The 19,647-nt window shown below is 44.9% G+C and carries 14 protein-coding genes and 1 tRNA gene; 4 read left to right on the top strand and 11 right to left on the bottom strand.

Annotated features, from left to right (window positions below; genetic code table 11):
* Positions 1–15 precede the first annotated feature (15 nt).
* From ZMOB_RS04765 to ZMOB_RS04755, 3 genes are all read right to left on the bottom strand, one after another.
* Entirely contained in the window at positions 16–1,302 is a 1,287-nt protein-coding gene (locus tag ZMOB_RS04765) for a PBSX family phage terminase large subunit (protein WP_014500781.1), read from the bottom strand.
* Positions 1,302–1,808 (bottom strand): helix-turn-helix domain-containing protein, encoded by a 507-nt coding sequence (locus tag ZMOB_RS04760; RefSeq protein WP_014500780.1) that lies wholly within the window; start codon positions 1,806–1,808, stop codon positions 1,302–1,304. The genes ZMOB_RS04765 and ZMOB_RS04760 overlap by 1 nt, the downstream gene beginning before the upstream one ends.
* An 83-nt stretch (positions 1,809–1,891) precedes the next feature.
* Entirely contained in the window at positions 1,892–2,512 is a 621-nt protein-coding gene (locus tag ZMOB_RS04755; RefSeq protein ID WP_014500779.1) for a DNA-3-methyladenine glycosylase family protein, read from the bottom strand.
* A gap of 195 nt (positions 2,513–2,707) precedes the next feature.
* Here ZMOB_RS04755 and lon point away from each other — a divergent pair, with 195 nt between their 5' ends.
* Together lon and ZMOB_RS04745 are read left to right on the top strand one after the other, a co-directional pair.
* On the top strand, positions 2,708–5,134 hold the full coding sequence (gene lon / locus ZMOB_RS04750; RefSeq protein ID WP_014500778.1) for an endopeptidase La: 2,427 nt from the start codon (positions 2,708–2,710) through the stop codon (positions 5,132–5,134).
* Between the two features lie 127 nt (positions 5,135–5,261).
* Positions 5,262–5,336, top strand: a tRNA-Val gene (locus tag ZMOB_RS04745).
* A gap of 88 nt (positions 5,337–5,424) precedes the next feature.
* Here the strand turns inward: ZMOB_RS04745 and ZMOB_RS04740 are convergent.
* Positions 5,425–6,666 (bottom strand): glycoside hydrolase family 68 protein, encoded by a 1,242-nt coding sequence (locus ZMOB_RS04740; RefSeq protein ID WP_012817354.1) that lies wholly within the window; start codon positions 6,664–6,666, stop codon positions 5,425–5,427.
* Positions 6,667–6,821: 155 nt separating this feature from the next.
* Positions 6,822–8,093 carry a glycoside hydrolase family 68 protein gene (locus tag ZMOB_RS04735; protein WP_011240294.1) on the bottom strand — a complete coding sequence of 424 codons (1,272 nt, stop codon included), beginning with the start codon at positions 8,091–8,093 and terminating at the stop codon, positions 6,822–6,824.
* Between the two features lie 856 nt (positions 8,094–8,949).
* On the opposite strand from ZMOB_RS04735, the gene ZMOB_RS04730 reads away from it, so the two are divergent.
* Positions 8,950–9,303: a hypothetical protein gene (locus ZMOB_RS04730; protein ID WP_011240293.1), complete on the top strand. Its 354-nt coding sequence runs from the start codon at positions 8,950–8,952 to the stop codon at positions 9,301–9,303.
* Here the strand turns inward: ZMOB_RS04730 and ZMOB_RS04725 are convergent.
* Complete coding sequence (locus ZMOB_RS04725; RefSeq protein ID WP_012817356.1) at positions 9,300–9,761, bottom strand: Lrp/AsnC family transcriptional regulator; 462 nt, start codon at positions 9,759–9,761, stop codon at positions 9,300–9,302. The two genes, ZMOB_RS04730 and ZMOB_RS04725, sit on opposite strands and share 4 nt — an antisense overlap.
* A 171-nt stretch (positions 9,762–9,932) precedes the next feature.
* Between ZMOB_RS04725 and ZMOB_RS04720 the strand changes: the two genes are divergently transcribed.
* Complete coding sequence (locus tag ZMOB_RS04720; protein WP_011240291.1) at positions 9,933–10,622, top strand: aspartate/glutamate racemase family protein; 690 nt, start codon at positions 9,933–9,935, stop codon at positions 10,620–10,622.
* Between the two features lie 502 nt (positions 10,623–11,124).
* Here the strand turns inward: ZMOB_RS04720 and glk are convergent.
* The 5 genes from glk to ligA all read right to left on the bottom strand — a co-directional run bounded on the left by glk (position 11,125) and on the right by ligA (position 19,640).
* The gene (glk, locus tag ZMOB_RS04715) at positions 11,125–12,099 is read right to left on the bottom strand and encodes a glucokinase (RefSeq protein WP_011240290.1); all 975 of its coding nucleotides are present in this window, start codon (positions 12,097–12,099) and stop codon (positions 11,125–11,127) included.
* 132 nt (positions 12,100–12,231) lie between these two features.
* Positions 12,232–14,055: a phosphogluconate dehydratase gene (edd, locus tag ZMOB_RS04710; RefSeq protein WP_011240289.1), complete on the bottom strand. Its 1,824-nt coding sequence runs from the start codon at positions 14,053–14,055 to the stop codon at positions 12,232–12,234.
* Positions 14,048–15,505, bottom strand: coding sequence for a glucose-6-phosphate dehydrogenase (zwf, locus tag ZMOB_RS04705; RefSeq protein WP_011240288.1), 1,458 nt, complete (start codon positions 15,503–15,505; stop codon positions 14,048–14,050). The genes edd and zwf overlap by 8 nt, the downstream gene beginning before the upstream one ends.
* Positions 15,506–15,650: 145 nt before the next feature.
* Positions 15,651–17,072: a sugar porter family MFS transporter gene (locus tag ZMOB_RS04700; protein ID WP_011240287.1), complete on the bottom strand. Its 1,422-nt coding sequence runs from the start codon at positions 17,070–17,072 to the stop codon at positions 15,651–15,653.
* A gap of 372 nt (positions 17,073–17,444) precedes the next feature.
* A complete protein-coding gene (gene ligA / locus ZMOB_RS04695) occupies positions 17,445–19,640 on the bottom strand; it encodes an NAD-dependent DNA ligase LigA (RefSeq protein WP_014500776.1) in 2,196 nt (731 codons plus the stop codon).
* Positions 19,641–19,647 lie beyond the last annotated feature (7 nt).

Here is a 19,647-nt window from a genome sequence, read left to right as displayed (position 1 = left end):
TTTCAGCCCGTTTCATTAAAATATTCCTTTATTGCTATAGGTGATTTTCCGGCTCGTTACGGGCGGTTCCCAAGCAATAGCCGCCAAACCGAAAGCATCCGCGGAATGGCTTGACCAATCATGATCGGGTCCTAACCCTATCCCTCGTATTTCGTCCCGTTTTTCGTGATACCATCCAAGGGCTTCCAAACCGCCACGGCAGTGATTTTCATCAAACCACATCTGGGGAAATAACCGACGAGCTGCTTCAATCCGCTGCATTGCGGCTCCGGCTCCCTGATTAGGAATAACCCGCACCGAAAATCCGGCTTCACGCAACGCGCCTTCATAGGTTGTCGAGGCGATTTTATCATGCTGCGCGCCATCATGAGGTAGGATACATAAAGCCCCGCCATAATCATGCGAACGCAACCAATGAAGATGGGCAGATAAAGGCTGCCCTTGCGCTTCATAATGATCGAGGAAACGGATTTCCCGTCCGACATATTGGACAATCCATATCGCGGTAGCATCGGCTTTGGCACCCGTGCCGCCGATATCCCAAACCGCCCGCAAGGTCATTAACGGGTCAGCGGCAACGACAGCTATCCGTTTTTCAGATCGGGCTTTGGCCAAGGCTTGGGCATAATAAGCCCCCTCGGTTATCTCCGCATATCCCCCTTCCCATATATGGCGGTATTTATCAGGATCATTCGCCAGGCAATCCCGCCTTTCCTGATCCAACGGCGAGGGGAACCACGGGTTATTTTCCCAATTAGCCTGAACCACAACAGCACCGGTCGGTGGCGTTTCGCCGCGCAACATCCGGTCAACCGGATCAGTTTTGAAACGAGGATTCCACGAAAACCATAATTCTGAATCAATCGTTCTGATGGTTGGCCTTAAAAGCTCCAAAGATCGTTGGGACAGGGTCTGCGCTTCTTCGACCCATGCCCGTGAGAATCCTTCCAAAGACTTGATACTTTCGGCGGTATGGTCTTGCATCCCTTGAAAGATGATAATGCCATTGCCGGGGGTTTGGATGTGGTCACGAAAAACCCGAAAACCGACATTGCTTCCCAAATGATATGCCGATAATTTCGCCTCGATCAGCCTTTTCGCTGAATCCTTCAGGGATTTTTGGACTTCTCGAATACAGACAGCCCGCAATCCCGGAAGGCGAAGACAATCTTCAACCAACATTTCCGCGAAAAAATGGGATTTACCGGAACCTCTTCCACCATAAGCGCCTTTATAGCGTGCCGGTTTTAATAAAGGTCTAAAGACTTTGGCGGTCGGAATTCTTAAAGCCGGAAAAGACATCACATCTTTCCCATATCAACAGGATCGTTATCCCATTCCGAAGAGGATATAGGCCGATCAGATCCGCTATGCCCTTCGCCGACAATGACGCGTTCTATACGCGCCAAAATAGGCGCACCATTCTGGCCGGTTATTTCTGCCGTTTGTTTTTCCCGCCATTGTTTAGGACGGCGGTTCCGTAACCAAAAACTACAGGCTGTAATATCGGGCGGAAGATGCTCGACAAATTCCACGACTTCAGGCTTACCGGAAACCATCAGCACTTTTTGGCAATCGTAACTATAGCCTACGGCTCTTTGATAGAGCGAAGCCTCAACCCGATTGTCCGCCGCCGCTTTCCCAATTCTGACAGCATTGGCAAAATCGGGATATTTTAAAACCCAACGATTGATCGTGCGTTCGCTCACACCAAAAAAATCGGCAATATCGCGATTGGTTGCCCCTAATTTGGCAAGGTTGCGCGCCTGTATGATATATTCAATTTTAAAAGTAGAAGAAGCAGTCATGCAAATTCTATTAAAACAGAATTTACAACAACAAAGAGTGGGCAGAAATAAAGAGATTAGAAAAAATTGAAGTTAAAATAAAATCAGCAGAAATTTTTATTTCGATATTGATGCCATAAAAACAAAGCCATTATACTTCTATAAGGACGGAATATATCCCCAAGCCCACGGGTTTCTTTCATATCAGGCCGATAGGATAATTGATAAAGATATCCGGTGGCAATTCTTATCCCTAAATCAGCCGCAGGCCAAATATCCAAACGCCCTTCGGCAAAGATCAGATAATTTTCAGCCGTCCAACGACCAATCCCATGCACGGACATCAAAAGATCGACCGCATCATCATCTCCTTCGGGCAAAGCGAACAAATCCAACCCCGAGACAGAGCGCATCGCCAAATCTTTCAAATAAGCAATCTTAGACGGTGACAATCCACATTGCCGCAAAATCGCCGCGTCAACAGACAAAAGACGATCAGCCGTAATGTCTCCGATAGAACAGACTAGTTTTTGCCATATCCCATCCGCGACTTTGGTATGAAGCTGTTGCCCGACAATCACCCGAGCCAGACTGGAAACGCCTCTTTCGACGGCTTGATAAAGTGGATAACCAAATTGATGCAGCCCTTGTTGTATCAAGTGATTTCCGGCGGCCCATTGATCCAGCTTCTGTTCAATATTCTGTTGGCACAAAGATTGTTTCATCTTATCCAATCACGATATTTCTATCATCAGTAGAAATTTTTATTGTTACTCATGCACAAAGTTTTATTCTATGTTATTTTAAATTCTTTTCCCAAATAAGTTATTTTCCTGATAGACCCCCGTGATTGAACCCAGAAAGATCGACACCATATCTATGAAAAGGTGTGAGCATTTTGCCGCCCCAGTGGAGTTGTGATGAAAGAAACCCTTCCCGTTTTACCGCTGCGCGACATCGTCGTATTTCCTCATATGATCGCGCCGCTTTTTGTCGGTCGTGAAAAATCGGTAGCAGCGCTTGAAAGCGTGATGGCAGCAGAGAAGACTATTTTTCTCGTTTCCCAACGCGACCCGGCTGAAGAAGACCCTAATCGTGAAGCGCTTTATGACATTGGCGTGGTCGCGAATGTGTTACAACTTCTTAAATTACCCGACGGCACCGTGCGGGTGTTGGTAGAAGGCCGGAAACGCGCCAAAATAAGCGACATGGACGATTCCAGTGGCCATCTCATCGCCGAAGTAGAACCCCTTGAGGATACCTCCGTCGAAAATGACGAGGTCGAGGCTCTGATGCGCTCGGTCAAGGATCAGTTCGAACATTACGCTAAACTCAATCGCAAATTACCGGGCGATATTGCCCATGAAATCAAAGAGATTGATGCCCCATCTCGACTGGCTGATGCGATCGCTGTTAATTTGGCTGTCAAAGTAGCCGACAAACAGCCGCTTCTTGAAGAGCTGAACCCCTTTAAAAGACTGGAAATGACGTTTGGCCTGATGGAAGGCGAACTTGGCGTTTTACAGGTTGAACGCAAGATCAGAAGCCGCGTCAAACGCCAGATGGAAAAAAACCAGCGGGAATATTACCTCAATGAACAGCTCAAAGCTATTCAGAGAGAACTTTCCACAGGCGAAAGCAGCGGGAATGGCGAAGAAGAAGAGGACGGCGACGAACTCTCTGAATTCACGCAAAAGCTGAATAACCCGAAACTTCCGAAAGAGGTGAAGGCCAAGGCCACTTCGGAATTAAAAAAATTGCGGACGATGGGCGCTATGTCTGCCGAAGCAACGGTGGTGCGTTCTTATCTTGAAACCTTGTTGAATATGCCATGGGGCAAGAAAACACGGGTTAAAAAGGATATCATCGCCGCTGAAAAAATTCTTGGTGAAGAACATTTCGGCCTTGATAAGGTTAAAGAACGAATTGTCGAATATATCGCGGTTCAGGCTCGTACGAACAAGTTGAAAGGGCCTATCCTTTGCCTCGTTGGGCCTCCGGGTGTGGGTAAAACCTCCTTGGCACGCTCTATCGCCAAGGCCACGGGTCGTAACTTTGTCAGACAATCGCTTGGCGGCGTTCGTGATGAGGCCGAAATACGCGGCCATCGTCGGACTTATATTGGCTCGCTTCCGGGTAAAATCGTCACCAATATCAAAAAAGCAGAAAGCTTTAATCCGCTCTTTCTGCTCGATGAAATTGACAAATTGGGACAGGATTCCCGTGGTGATCCGGCATCCGCCTTGCTTGAGGTTTTAGACCCCGAACAGAATAATAAATTTCAGGATCATTATCTTGAAACCGATATTGATCTTTCGGATGTCATGTTTGTGGCAACGGCCAATTCTTTGAATTTGCCTGCCCCTCTAATCGACCGCATGGAAATCATCCGTCTTGAAGGTTATACCGAAGACGAAAAAATCGAGATTGCGACCAGCCATCTTTTACCGCGCCAAATAAAATCCCATGGTTTGAAAAAAGGCGAATTTACGGTTGAGACAGACGCTATCCGTGATCTTATCCGCTATTATACCCGTGAATCGGGTGTTCGTGCGCTGGAACGTGAACTGGCTAAAATTGCCCGTAAAGCCTTGCGGCGTATTCTTGAAAAGAAAGCCAAAACGATCACGATCACGGCTAAAAATCTGAGCGATTTTTCGGGCGTCCGGCGGTATAAATTTGGTATTTCCGAAAAAGAAGATCAGGTCGGTGTCGTCACGGGTCTGGCATGGACAGAGGTCGGGGGAGAATTGCTGACGATCGAAAGTGTCACTGTCCCAGGTAGAGGCAATATCCGCACGACGGGTAAACTTGGCGATGTGATGAAGGAGTCCATTCAAGCGGCGTTGTCCTTCGTCAAATCACGTGCACCCTTCTATGGCATTAAACCCAGTATCTTTACTCGGAAAGATGTCCATATCCATTTGCCGGAAGGTGCTGTTCCAAAAGATGGACCTTCAGCGGGTATCGGTATTGTGACAGCGATTACGTCGGTTCTGACAGGTGTCCCAGTGCACCGCGATGTCGCTATGACCGGTGAAGTCACCTTAAGAGGTCGCGTCCTGCCGATTGGTGGATTGAAAGAGAAACTTCTTGCCGCCCTAAGAGGCGGGATCAAAACGGTGTTGATTCCGGAAGAAAATCAGAAAGACCTGATTGAATTACCGGAAAACATTAAAAAGGGTCTCAAGATTATTCCGGTATCGCATGTTGATGAGGTTCTGGTACTCGCTTTGACTGAAAAGCTTGATCCTATCGACTGGAGCGAAGCCGATGATCTGGCCGCTTTCCCGCCGACGGCTTTGAACCATCATGCGTCAGATGGTGTCAGCCCTGTGCATCATTGATAAAAAACACTTACCCCGTATCCCTGCTAGTCAAACCGGCTGGCAGGGATATTTTTATAATTTATCCTGCTATTTGAAAAAACTCTGGACAAAGCTTCGGGTTTTTCTTACTGCTTCGCAGCATATAGGGCGCGTAGCTCAGTGGTAGAGCACTGTGTTCACATCGCAGTGGCCGCTGGTTCAATCCCAGCCGCGCCCACCATCTCCCACTTCATCTGAAAATGGACAACCGGTTTTATATCTTCCGGTATGATTGGCGTTATTTCAGCGCAATTTTTTGTCGTCAAAAATTATTTGCGACGATCAGGGAAAGGCCATACCGGCCAAGCATAAGATGCGGGAATATAGCCATAATCAAAGACTTCGGTTGCGAAAGTCTCATGTCCCTGTAATTCAACGCGAACCGTCGGTGCCAAGCTACCGCCCGCAATGACTTTGCCGCTTTTGGGATCAATGATTTCATTGATAAAAGATTCAACCAAGCCATTATTCATGATGTAATGAGCATAGGCTTCGGTCGGCTGTGACGCGGGGCCACCGAGAACAAGGCCAGAACCATTCAGCGGCTCATAGGGGCCAAAAATACCATTTTCGGAAACAAAGCCATAAAGACCATCGGAACCGGTTAAGCCATCGGCATAAGTCGAATCATGGCTGATCGTAAAGAGATAGGTCAAACCATTCTGGAAAATGACATGAGGCCGTTCCATCTGGTCATTGACACCAAAGGCTGTCAACAAAGGCGGTAACAGCTCCCATTCGGTGCGATCCGGCGACAAACAACGCGCAATACCAATAGAGGCCGAGCATAAATTGGCATCTTTTGGAACGACCGTATTGGCCGGAACAGGACCAATTTCATCCTCGCCTATATCGTCTTCTCCACGGACAGTGGCAACATTGGCTTCGAACAAAGCATAGGTCTCACCATCCTCAGGATTGATGAAAACATGAGGATCACGGAAATTCCAGAGATTATTTTCTGCATAATTTTGATAAAACAGACCATCAGCCTGAAACAAATCCGTTGACTGGTCAAAACCCTTGAACCAAACGCCTTCACTATCCGCATAAATGCGGCCTTTCGTGACAGCAGCAACGGCTTCTCTGACGCCATTCTTGTCGAATAAAGTCGAGGTAAAGAAGGTTTCGACCTGATTACGGGAACCCGGTGCCATAATCGTGCCGCCGGACCATTCTGCCGTGCGGGTATTGGCCGATTCTTGCAATAGATGGCCACCATAAACCCAGCTTTTACCATCTTTGGAATAGAAATAGCCGATGCGGGCATGAGAATGGCGATCATTCCACGGAATATTGCGGTCAGCGACCAAAGAGAAAATAACATTCCAGCCTTTAAAGCTGACAGGATTGCCATTGATATCCCGTAATGGCCAAGTATCCCACAGCCACAAGTCATCACGCATAATGGGAAAATCAGTGCCGATTTCCGGCATAGAGGTCGTCAAATCAAATTTATTCACTTTCATCGCTTGGGCTCGCGTCCAGCGACTGGCATTAAAATTAAACATTTAAAGTAATATACACTTTCTTGAAATTATTATTAGGAATAGGAAGGGTGTCATCAGGGCAAAATGCCCTGATGACCCTTAAGTTGAAATAAACTCAAAAGATGATAATGCTTTATTCAAGCATAATCAGAAACGTCATTTACAATGAATAAATCTTATTTATTCAATAAAGACAGGGCTGCCGCAGAATTAGAAGATTCATCTTCTGCCAACCACTCGATCTGTGGCGGAATATAGCCATAACCCTTCACTTCGGTAACGAAGCTGCGATGGCCAACCAATTCCAATTTGATGGTCGGTGCCAAGGTGCCACCATAACGATAGACATTCGGGTCAGAACTCGGAATGGTATCAATGAAGGAGGTCACCAGCCCATTTGTCATCACATAATGGGAATAAGCCTGATAAGGCTGTGAAGAGGGGTTACCGAGAACCAAACCGGAACCATTCAGCGGTTCATAAGGGCCAAAAATGCCGTTTTCAGAAACAAAGCCATAAACCCCATCAGGACCCGACAAACCATCGGCATAAGTCGAATGATGACTGATCGTAAAGAGATAGGTCAAGCCATTCTGGAAAACGACATGAGGCCGCTCCGTCTGGTCATTGACACCAAAGGCGGTTACCAAAGGCGGTAACAATTTCCATTCGGTGCGGGCTTCATTAAGGGCCTGTGCAATACCAATGGCAGCAGCACAATAGCGAGCGCCATCAGGCGTTTCGGTTTTTGGTGGAACAGGGCCAATTTCCTCTTCGCCAACAGCGACCGTACCGCGCTCCATGGCAACATTACCTTCAAACAAGGCATATGTTTTGCCATCTTCGGGGTTAATGAAGACATGCGGATCGCGGAAATCCCAGAAATTATTTTCTGCATAATCAGCATAATAAAGGCCATCTGCCTGAAACAGATCGGTCACTTTATCAAAACCGTCAAACCATACCGATTTATCATCGGCATAGATGTAGCCCTTGCACTGGGCAGGAACGGATTCTGACGGCGTATCATTGACAGACGTAAAGAATACTTCGACAGAATTGGCCGTACCCGGTGCCATAATCGTGCAACCAGACCATTCCCAAGAACGCGGATTGGCACCATCTTTCAGAAGATGACCACCAAAAATCCAGTTGCTTCCACCACGTGAATAGAAATAACCAATTCTGGCGCCATCATTGCGATTATGCCAACCATATTTGGTGCGATCAGCGACCAAAGCAAAGATCACCGACCAACCTTGGAAGCTGACAACCTGACCGTTAATATCGCGTAAGGGCCAAGTGTCCCAAACCCAATATTTATCAGTCATGACAGGAAAGTCATAATCAATGGTAGGCATGGTTGCCGTGGGATCATCGGTATGCACTTTCATAGCATCCGCACGAGTCCACAAGCTCGGCTCTGCAATGCCTGCTTTATTCAACATAAGAACTATCCTAATAAATGATGAAATAAAGCCGAAAAAAGATTAATTCTTGTTCTCGACTTTCAAAAAGGCAGAAATATTGAAATAGGCTGCCTTTTCGAAAGACACGCTTCGACATTTCAAGCGAAGTCACATTTTTTTCGGAAGTTTTTACTTAAAACTAAATTTATATTTATATTTATATTTATATTCTAAAATAAATTGAATAATTATACCAAAAACGCCCAAACATGTTTGGTTTATCAATATTGAATTGTCTCAATATATTTCAGATATATGAGAAAAGAGACTAAAATTCCAAAAACAAATCTTTTGCAACCATATAAATCTCCAATTTTAAAATAAATATTACATAAATTTTAATAAATATTATTTTACAACAAGTAAAAATATTTTTTAATATAATGTTTTTTAAAAAATTATTTAACCTGATAAATCATTGTATATTTTTTAATTTACAACATAAAAATAGATTTTTTATTTTTTCTCTATTTTTTTAAAAAATTTGCCCGAGGCGGCTGTAAAATACCCATTTTTTCAAAGGTTATTAGAAACCGTCTTGCTGTAGACCTATCAAAAATATGGCAGTCACGTGCCAATTTTCCTAAAGAGACAGGGCCATATTGTCTCCAATATTCCAGAATTTCTTTACGGCGTTTTGTTAGCTTTCCACTTGGCCTTCCCAAGTGTTTTGAGTGATAGTTCATAATATATTTCTTGTTATCTATCCAATAGCCTTAATATTCTGAATATTATTACAACAAAACAATATCATTTTTATAAAATTTAACATTTTGTTTATATACTCATTTATATAAAGATTACCTTCAGCCTCACTTATTACTGAGATAAGGTGATGAGACAAAAAGAGATTATTGCCAAATGGCTTTACAGCATCCGAGATAAAATGGATGTAAGCTGGGCAGAATTAGCACGTAGAGCTAATATAAAGGCCGCGACAACGCTTTCACGCGCCGTCGATATGAATCATCATTCGGTGATGTCTGTCAAAAATCTTGAAGCTATAGCGCAAGCGGCTGGCATGCCTTCTATTCTTGATTTCTTACTATACCAAAGCCAACAATCCCAAATTTCAGAAAATAAGATAGATCAAATTATCGCTTTTTTACAAGAAATTGATATAGGTAAAAAAAATCTTAGCCAAGATGACGAATTATTTAATAAAATTTTAGAAGAAAATTCTTTTTAAATATAATTTGTCGGTAAAGCAGGTGATATTTTTACTGTCTCCATAGAAATATAGGCAGACATATCATAGAAGGCGACATGTTTTAGTATCTGTTTATAAATAACATCATAATATTCGACATTCGGCAAAGCTAATTTTAAAATATAATCAAAATTTCCAGTGAGCCTATGGACTTCGACGATTTCAGGAATGGCACTCACGGCTGCATGAAATTGCTCAAGATAATTTCCTGTGTGCAATCCCGTTTTGACAAGAAGGAAAATAGTTGTCGGAAGATTGATCTTCTTTCTATCCAAAAGAGCAATAGTGCCTTTTATATAGCCTTCCTCACGCAATCGCGCGACACGACGAGAACAAGCCGAAACAGATAGAGCAACCCGTTCCGCAATCTCGGCCAATGGCATTTCTGCGTTAGCTTGTAATAAAGATAATATATGCCGGTCTCGGTAGTCGATCATCGAAAAATGATACACCGACTCTTCTATAAGAACAATATTTTTGCATTTATTCCTAATAATAAGAAAATAATTTGCAGTTTTACCCTTAAATTCCTCAAAAAAAGCGCGTTTTTTTTACAAAAGGCATGGCATTCTTAGGGCTATTAACAATCAGTTTCGTGAGATTGGCATATGAAAAAAATCGGCCTTATTGGCGGTATGAGTTGGGAATCCACGGTCACTTATTACCAGATTATCAATGAAGCTATCCGTGATGCACGCGGTGGATTAGTCTCAGCAGATCTGCTTATGCATTCTTTGAACTTTGCAGAGGTTGTTGCGCTTCAAAAGGCTGACCGCTGGGATGACGCTGCCAAGCTTCTCGGTGCCGCTGGGGCAGGCTTAGCAAAGGCTGGAGCCGATTGTGTCCTCATTTGCACTAACACGATGCATCTCGTCGCTGATGCCGTCGCTGAGATATCAGCTGTCCCTCTTATCAATATTGTTGATGAGACAGCTAAAGCCTTAAAGAAAGATGGTCGTAAACGCCCTCTCCTCTTGGCAACGCGCTATACGATGGAACATGGCTTCTATACTGACCGCATGAAAAATCAGGGTCTTGATGTGATTACACCGGAAGACGAAGATAGAGGCTTCGTCCATGATGTGATTTTTGATGAACTTTGTCAGGGTGAAGTCAAAGAGTCATCACGGCAGGGTTATCTTAAGATAATTGAGAAAGCCCGTGCAGAAGGTGTTGATTCCGTCATCCTCGGATGTACTGAAATCCCTCTGCTGATCAAGCAAGATATGCTTGATTTGCCCTGCTATGACTCCACACAAATTCATGCAGAAGCTGCTGTCAAATTCGCACTGGCGTAAGTTATCTTGAACGCGATGTTCTTCTTGAAAGAGTAGAAGAGCATACAGGATAATTTAATTTAGAATGGCTATCCTCGATCGAATTTCTATAATTTCGGTCGGATAGTCGTTTATATGATATACGGTGTATATATATTAATTCGACTCCAATAGCCGATGGCCTCTTCTTAATATTCATTAATTTCTAAGATGAATCTAGATAGAATTAAATCAATAATTCTAAATATTATCTCATTTTTCTACACAAACCCCTAAATATCACGTCAATTTTATTAAAAAAATATTATAAAAAATATTTAAAATATAGGATATTAGACAAAATTTATCAAAAATAATTCTTTACCAAGAAGAACTAATACAAAATATATCACAAGTTAATAATAATATTATTCTTACTTAAGAATTTTTTGTCTTCATTTTTTAGTAAAAAATATAAAAAAGGCCACCTCCCGATTTTATCGGAAGGCAGCCTCTTAAATTCAGTTCATAATATTAAAAAATATTATTCAACTTCAGAATATTTGTTGGCATAGGCAGCTGCCGCACCCAACAGTCCAGGCTGCGGATAAGTAATCAACTTAACCGGAATCTTGGACATGACGCGTTCAAAGCGTCCTTTTGAAACAAAGCGCTGACGGAAGCCAGATTCCGGCAAATGGGAAGCGATACGAAGACCGACACCACCGCCAATAACAACACTGGTTGCACCCTGTGCCAAAGCAAGATCACCAGCGATAGCGCCAAGGCTCAAGCAGAAGCGATCCAAAGCGGCTTCAGCAAGGTTGTCTTTACCTTCCAAAGCCATCTGCCATAATTTAATATCATCCAGCAAGCTGAACGGAACGCCTTCAATGGCAGCCAGTGCTTCGTAGATATTACCAAGACCCGGGCCAGAAATAATGCGTTCGATAGAAACGCGGCGGAAACGTTCACGTAAACGTGCCAGAATTTTGTCTTCAAGTCTGTCAAGCGGAGCAAAGTCGATATGACCGCCTTCAGTTTCGATGACGAAATAACGGCCTTCGGTACGCAACAGATGGGCAACACCCAAGCCCGTTCCCGGACCAAGAATAGTGATAACACCATCGCTAGGAAGCGCTTCATCAGGACCACAAATATGATCCAGATAAGAAGAATCCATATGCGCAACCGCGTGGGCAACCGCACCGAAGTCATTGATCAGAACATGCGTATCGATGTCCAGCTTTTCATTCAGAGTAGCTGGTCTTAATACCCAAGGGTTATTGGTAAGTTTTAAAACTTCACCATGAACCGGGCCAGCCCATGCAATAGCTGCGGCACGTGGCAGAGGACGACCCAGTTTTTCACCGAAACGTTCCCAAGCTAACTGCAAGCTAGCATGTTCTGCCGTTTTAAAAGTCGTTTCTTCTCCAAGAGAAAGAACCCGACCATTGCTTACTTCCGCAATAGAGAAACGCGCATGCGTTCCACCGATGTCAATCGCAACAATTTCCATAATAATTCCTTTCTAAAATCAGAAGGCTACCCAACAGGTAAAATAAGTCTGATTTCAGTTCTGGTATAGGGATACCCCTATACCAGAAAATAAGATTACAAAGTCCAAGTCTACAATTTTTCGCTGGAAAAATTAGATACCGGCACCTGCATATATTGCGACTGCACCGTCTTCAGCTTTAGCAGCGTTCTGACGGAAGATATCAAACAATTCGCGTCCGGTTCCCGGACGGAAAGCCGGTTTTTCAGCATGCGGACGAGCATTCCACTCATCAGCTGGAACCAAAGCTTCAAGTTTGCCTTCTTCAACCGAGATACGGACGATATCGCCATCACGTAATTTACCGATGGCACCACCGCCAAGAGCTTCTGGGCTGACATGCAAAGCAACCGGAACTTTACCGGTAGCACCGGACATACGACCATCAGTTACCAAAGCAACTTTGTAGCCATTATCCTGCAGAACACCCAAAGCCGGGGTCAGCTTATGCAATTCAGGCATACCGTTTGCGCGCGGGCCCTGGAAACGAACAACAACGATAACGTCTTTGTTCAATTCGCCAGCCTTGAAAGCTTTCTGAACATCGTCTTGGTCAGAGAAGACGCGAACAGGTGCTTCAATGGTCCAGAATTTAGGATCAACAGCACTGGCCTTGTACATTGCACGTCCAAGGTTACCTTCCAAGAGACGCAGACCGCCATCTTTTGCGAAAGGATTAGAAACCGGACGCAGAATGGTGTCATCACCAGGTTCGCCAGCTGGCTTCCATACCAATTCGCCAGCATCATTTAATGCCGGAGCCTTGGCGTATTCTTCGATACCGCCCTTGGCAATGGTCGTGACGTCACGGTTCAACAGATTAGCAGAAAGCAGTTCTTTAATGACATAAGCCATGCCGCCTGCATTCTGGAATTCATTGATGTCGCGCGGGCCATTCGGGTAAATGCGGGCAATCAACGGAACAACTTCAGAAAGATCATGGAAGTCATTCCAGTTAACGATAACACCAGCAGCACGAGCAATGGCCGGAATATGCATGGTATGGTTGGTGGAACCACCGGTTGCCAACAGACCAACAATAGCATTGACGATTGATTTTTCATCAATGATCTTACCAAGCGGACGATAATCGTCGCCCTTCCAACCCAATTCAGCAACGCGATGCACAGCAGCACGGGTCAGAGCCTGACGGAGCGGGGTACCCGGGGTAACAAATGCCGAACCTGGCATATGAAGACCGAGGACTTCCATAACCATCTGGTTGGTGTTTGCCGTACCATAGAAGGTGCAGGTACCTTCAGCATGGTAGCAAGCCGCTTCCATATCCAGAAGTTCTTTCTGGCCGATTTTACCCTGAGCATAGAGCTGACGGATGCGGATTTTTTCTTTGTTCGGGATACCGGTCGTCATCGGGCCTGATGGGACCAGAATGGTCGGCAGGTGACCGAAGCGCAGAGCGCCCATCAACAGACCAGGGACAATCTTGTCACAGATACCGAGAAGGGCAGCCCCTTCAAACATACCATGAGACAAAGAAACGCTGGTAGCCAAAGCGATGACATCGCGGCTAAACAGGGATTCTTCCATGCCCGGCTGACCTTGGGTCACACCATCGCACATAGCAGGCACGCCACCGGCGACCTGAACCGTTGCGCCAACTTCGCGAGCAAATACTTTCATCTGCTCCGGATAGCGATAATATGGTTCATGAGCCGACAACATATCGTTGTAGGAAGTCACGACGCCGATATTCATGCGGTTGAAGTCGCGCAAAGCTGGCTTGTCACCATTCATAGCCGCAAAGCCATGAGCAAGGTTACTACAGGACAGGTTTGGACGGTCTACGCCTTTTTCCCGCTCATACTGGATCAAATCCAGATAAGCCTTACGGGTTTCCCGCGAGCGTTCAATAACGCGCGCGGTAACCTTTTCTACCGTTGAATGCAGATCAGTCATACCAAGTTACTCCATCACGTTCGGCCAGAGCTATAGCAGTTGAAGGCCCCCATGTACCAGAGACATAGGTTTTTGGCTTCATACTGTTGGCTTTCCAGCCTTCACGAATTCCGTCAATCCAAACCCACTGCGCCTCAACTTCGTCACGACGCACAAATAAAGTAGCATCGCCTTCGATAAGATCAAGCATCAGGCGTTCATAAGCGATACGACGTTTACGGTCTTTAAACACATCCGTGAGGGAAAGATCCAGCCAAACTTCACGCATATGCGCACCGTTACGGTCAAGACCCGGTTCTTTCACCATCATAGAAATCTGGATGGTTTCATCAGGCTGTAAGACAATACGCAGCTTGTTCGGCTGCAAGATACCACCTGAAGAAGAGAAAATCGAATGCGGAACAGGTTTAAACTGCACCACGATTTCAGAACGACGTGCAGGTAAACGCTTACCAGTGCGGATATAGAACGGAACACCCTGCCAACGCCAGTTATCAACATGCGCTTTGATAGCAACAAAGGTTTCGGTATCGGAAGGCTGACCCAGTTCGTCAATGTAACCGGCAACTTCTTTACCACCAGAAACACCGGCACCATATTGACCGGTAACGGTATGCGTAAAGACGGTGTCGTTATTGATCGGACGCAGAGCGCGGAAAACTTTTACCTTTTCGTCACGAACAGCGTTGGCTTCCATATGAGCCGGCGGTTCCATTGCAACCAAAGCGACCAACTGAAGGATATGGCTTTGAACCATATCGCGCAAGCTGCCAGAACCGTCGAAATAACCGATACGACCTTCAAGACCAACCGTTTCAGCAACGCTGATCTGAACGTGGTCAATGCCTTTTGAATTCCAAAGCGGTTCAAACAAAGCATTACCAAAACGCAGGGTCAGAAGATTCTGAACCGTTTCTTTACCCAGATAATGGTCAATACGATAAACTTGCTTTTCAGAGAAAACTTTCAAAACCGCATCATTAATATGATCGGAAGAAGCAAGATCCTGACCTAAAGGTTTTTCAAGCGCCAGGCGAGAAGTTGGACCAGCCAGACCAGCCTGTTTCAGGCCAGCGATTGCCCCTTCAAACAAAGAAGGCGCAGTCGAAAGATAAATGGCGATACCTTTTTCGACCGGGCCACAAAGGTCAGCTAATTTTCCGAATTGGGTCGGATCCGTAATATCGACCGTCGCGTAGAAAAGCTTGTTAAGGAATTTAGCTTTAGCGTCATCATTTAACCGGTCAGAAGCGACAAAGCGATCTAAAGCTTTTTCTGCAAAATCACGGAAACCATCTGTGTCGTATTCGCTACGAGAGGTGCAGACGATACGCAGATCATCTGCAAGCAAACCATCGGCATCAAGACCATAAAGCGACGGCAACAGCATACGCTGTGAAAGGTCGCCAGTCGAGCCAAACAATATCATCGTCGAAACGGTATTTGTCATTATTCTCGTCCTTAAAACAGAGGCCGAATCCTTTTAGCCTGTTTTTAGCCTGTCCGCCCGCTTTATACCATCGTTGTAAACAAAAAGTATAATTGGTTAAGACTTATCTAAAAAAGACAAAAGGATTCAGCCAAAGCAAGTTTAACTACTTCTGGGAGCGCCACATCTCCTCGATTTCATCCAGGCTCCGACCTTTGGTTTCCGGCACGAAGCGAGCAACAATCAAGCCACCTAAGATACTTAATGCTGCGAAAACGAGATAGGAGAAACCGTGGTTGAAAGTCTGATTCAATGCTGGAGAACCATCAGCAACCTTAAACAGGAAGTTAACCAAGATATTAGCTAACCATTGTCCGGTAACAGCGATAGGCATAGCTGCGCCCTTGATGGAACTCGGGAACATTTCTGACAGAACAACCCAGCAGACAGGGCCCCATGACATGCCAAAGACTGCAATATAAAGAAGCACAGAAGCCAAAGGCAAAACACCACCGACTTTGAACCAGAAACAGCAGCCTAAAACAGCCATCATTGCAGCCATACCGAGAGCACCCCAAATAAGCAGAGGTTTACGGCCGAAGCGGTCAACAACACGGGAAGCAATCATGGTGAAGATGAAGTTCACAACACCGATAGAGATGGTCTGCAATAATGCCGTATCAGCTCCAAAACCTAAATTCTGGAACATCTGCGGTGCATAATACAGCACGGCGTTAATACCGACCAACTGCTGGAAGGCAGCAACGGATACCCCGGCAAAAACAACGGTGATACCAAAAGCAAACAAACCTGCGCTGCTTTTGTCCATGGCTTTATCAAAGCCAGCTTTAATCTTTTGAATCGTCAGATTAGGATCGGCTTGCGGTTCCAGACGAGCAAGGATTTTGCTAGCCTCGGAATGACGTCCCTTCATCACCAACCAATGCGGCGTATCCGGTGCGGTTAACAGCAGCAATAAGAAGGCAATACCGATCAGGCCTTCTGAAGCCGGAGACCAGCACCAACCACTGGCATTAACCCAATCGATAGAACCGAAATGAGCCAGTAACCAGGTAAAGATATAACCGGTTAAAGCACCCGTCACAATGGCCATCTGCTGACCAGAAACCATCTGACCACGTTTGTCTGGCGGAGCAATTTCAGCAATATAGGTTGGGGTCAAGGTTGAAACGACACCGATACCTAAACCGGCAAGAAACCGGAAAAAGCAAAAAATTTGTAAAGCCGAACCACCGGTTCCAAATAATTTTTCGGTTAACGCAGCACCAAAACCGGCGGCGACGAAACAAATGGAACTCATCAACAATCCGCCGCGACGACCGAAGCGAATACCAATCCAGCCAGACAGCAAAGAACCGGTAACACAACCGACCAAAACAGCAACAACGACCATCCCAGAAAGGGAAGCCGCAGCCGTAGCAGACAGGTGACGAGGGGCAATAAAATGGATATCAACCGGTGTACCGATTGCAGCGATAACCGCTGAATCGTAACCGAAAAGCAAGCCGCCTATAGCAGCGATTAGGGCTAGTCGCGTGACTAGACCCTGACTACTTTCAGAACTCATGGCGATTCCTCTCCCGCCTTAATCTGTAAATCTTACAATCGCCGAGTATCGGCAATGTTAAACATTGGTCTTATTTTAGTTTCTGACCAAAAATAACATCACAAACCGAATCCTTGGCGATAAACTGAATACGGATTACTCCTATTGAACCGATTTTGGAACCTCCTTATCATTATTGGAACAATATTTGCGTCGATCATCTACGATTATTTTTTTACTTATCCTTGATTGATGACAACGCAAGTAAAACAAAATTTTCTAATAAGAAGGCAACATAAGTGTTTAAAAAAACAGTTTTCTTTTTAAAAAATATCAAAAGCCAATAAAATTTGGAAAAACCTATATAAATTTCAAGAAATTACTCAAGCATTATTAGATTTTTATACTGTCTTGCCCGTCATTTTCTACGATACGATGCCATCTATCCTCATCTATAATGGAAATATCCAGCTCTTTCGCTTTTGAAAGCTTAGAACCTGCGGCCTCTCCCGCGACAACAAGATTAGTCTTTTTTGAAACGGATGAAGCCACTTTAGCGCCCAGATTTTCAGCTTGTCGCTTAGCCTCGTCTCTCGTTATTTTTTGCAGACTTCCAGTAAAAACAATAATCTTTCCTGACAAAGGCGAAGAGGCCAGCTCAAAATAAAGAGGCTCAATTTGAACTTCCTGTAAAAGATCAGAAACAACATCGGAATTATGGGTTTCAGCAAAAAAATCCAGAAGGCTTCGAATGATTTTACCACCCATATTAGGAATATGGAAAAAAGAGATAAGCTCTTTATCTACCCTTTTTTGATACTTTTCTTCAGACTCTTCACTTGAAGGCTGTAATATAGTCCGTAGATGAGCCGCCTCATCAATGGCCGCTTTAAAATTATCCCATGTTTGATAAGATTTAGCTAAATCTCGCGCTGTTACAGCACCTACATGGCGAATACCCAAGGCAAAAAGAAAACGATCAAACGGGACTTTTCGCCGTTTGTCGATAGCCGATATTAAATTATCGACAGAAAGTTCACCCCAACCTTCCCTCTCGATCAAAAGCTGACGTTTTTGAAACAACCGAAAAATATCGGCAGGTGTTTCAATCAATTTATCGGCAAAAAAACTTTCGATATGGCTTTTTCCTAAGCCCTCAATTTCAAAGGCAGTGCGCGAAACGAAATGGCACAAGCGCTCAACGCGTTGCGCTGGACAGATCAAACCTCCGGTGCAACGCCAGGCGACTTCCCCTTCTTCCCTTCTAGCAACAGAGTCACAAACTGGACAGCGATGCGGGAAATGCCAAATCGGACGATCGACATCAGAGGTTAGATTTTCGACTATCTGGGGAATAACATCTCCAGCACGTTGAACCAGAACCCGATCTCCAGGACGGGCACCCAAACGCTCAATTTCATCAGAGTTATGGAGGGTCGCAGAAGAGACAACGACCCCTCCAACCGTTACAGGCTCTAATTTAGCCACGGGTGTCAAAACACCCGTACGCCCGACCTGTATCTCGATATCTAAAAGCGTTGTTTGCGCTTTTTCTGCTGGGAATTTATGCGCCAAGGCAAAACGTGGGGCGCGCGCTGAAAATCCAAATCTTTGCTGCCAATCAAGCTGATCTAATTTATAAACGACACCATCAATATCAAAATCTAAATCAGCCCGTTCGGCCTCTATTTTCTGATAGAAATCGAGCATCTGCCCAATATTGTCAGCACGAGCCAGCAGATTACTGACAGACAAGCCATAGCTTTCTATCATTTTCATCATGCCGTATTGGGTATCGGCAGGTAGAGATGTAGCCTCGCCCCAACCATGCGCCAAAAAGCGAAGAGAACGTCTTGCGGTAATATTCGGGTCTAGCTGCCGCAAAGACCCAGCCGCAGCATTGCGAGGATTGGCAAAAAGCTTTTTATTTTCTTCTGTCTGACGAGCATTCAAAGCAGCAAAATCGCTTTTTGCCATGTAAACTTCGCCACGAATTTCAATAATTTCTGGCCAATTATCGCCTTTTAATGTTTTGGGGATGTCATCAATAACGCGGACATTAGGCGTAACATCCTCACCAATAACCCCGTCTCCTCGCGTAACGGCCTGAGTTAAAATGCCCTTTTCATAACGCAACGAGCAAGAGAGACCGTCAATTTTCGGTTCAACAGTGCAAATGACGGCCTGATTTTCTTTTAAATTGAAAAAACGGCGGACCCGACCCAAAAAATCTTCAACATCCTGATCCAGAAAACCATTATCAAGACTAAGCATCGCTGCCCGATGTGCAATTTTGGGCAAACGTGAATTAGGACGACTACCGACTTTTTTACTTGGAGAATCCGGCCGGATTAAGTCAGGAAAAAACTGTTCAATCCGACGGTTTCGCAAGACCAAGGCATCATATTCGCTATCAGGAACAGCCGGATTATCCTTATCATGATAAAGATGATCGTAATGGCTGATCAAATTTGCCAAGCGTTCCAATTCAATAACCGCTTGTTCACGAGATAAATCTTTCGGAGCCAGAGCTGACAAATCCTGTTTTTCAGGATTCAGATAAGAAAAAAGGTCAATATCCGCATTCATTCTGCCA

Source organism: Zymomonas mobilis subsp. mobilis ATCC 10988, assembly GCF_000175255.2.
Lineage (GTDB): Bacteria > Pseudomonadota > Alphaproteobacteria > Sphingomonadales > Sphingomonadaceae > Zymomonas > Zymomonas mobilis.
This window is presented reverse-complemented; position numbering and strand designations above follow the sequence as displayed.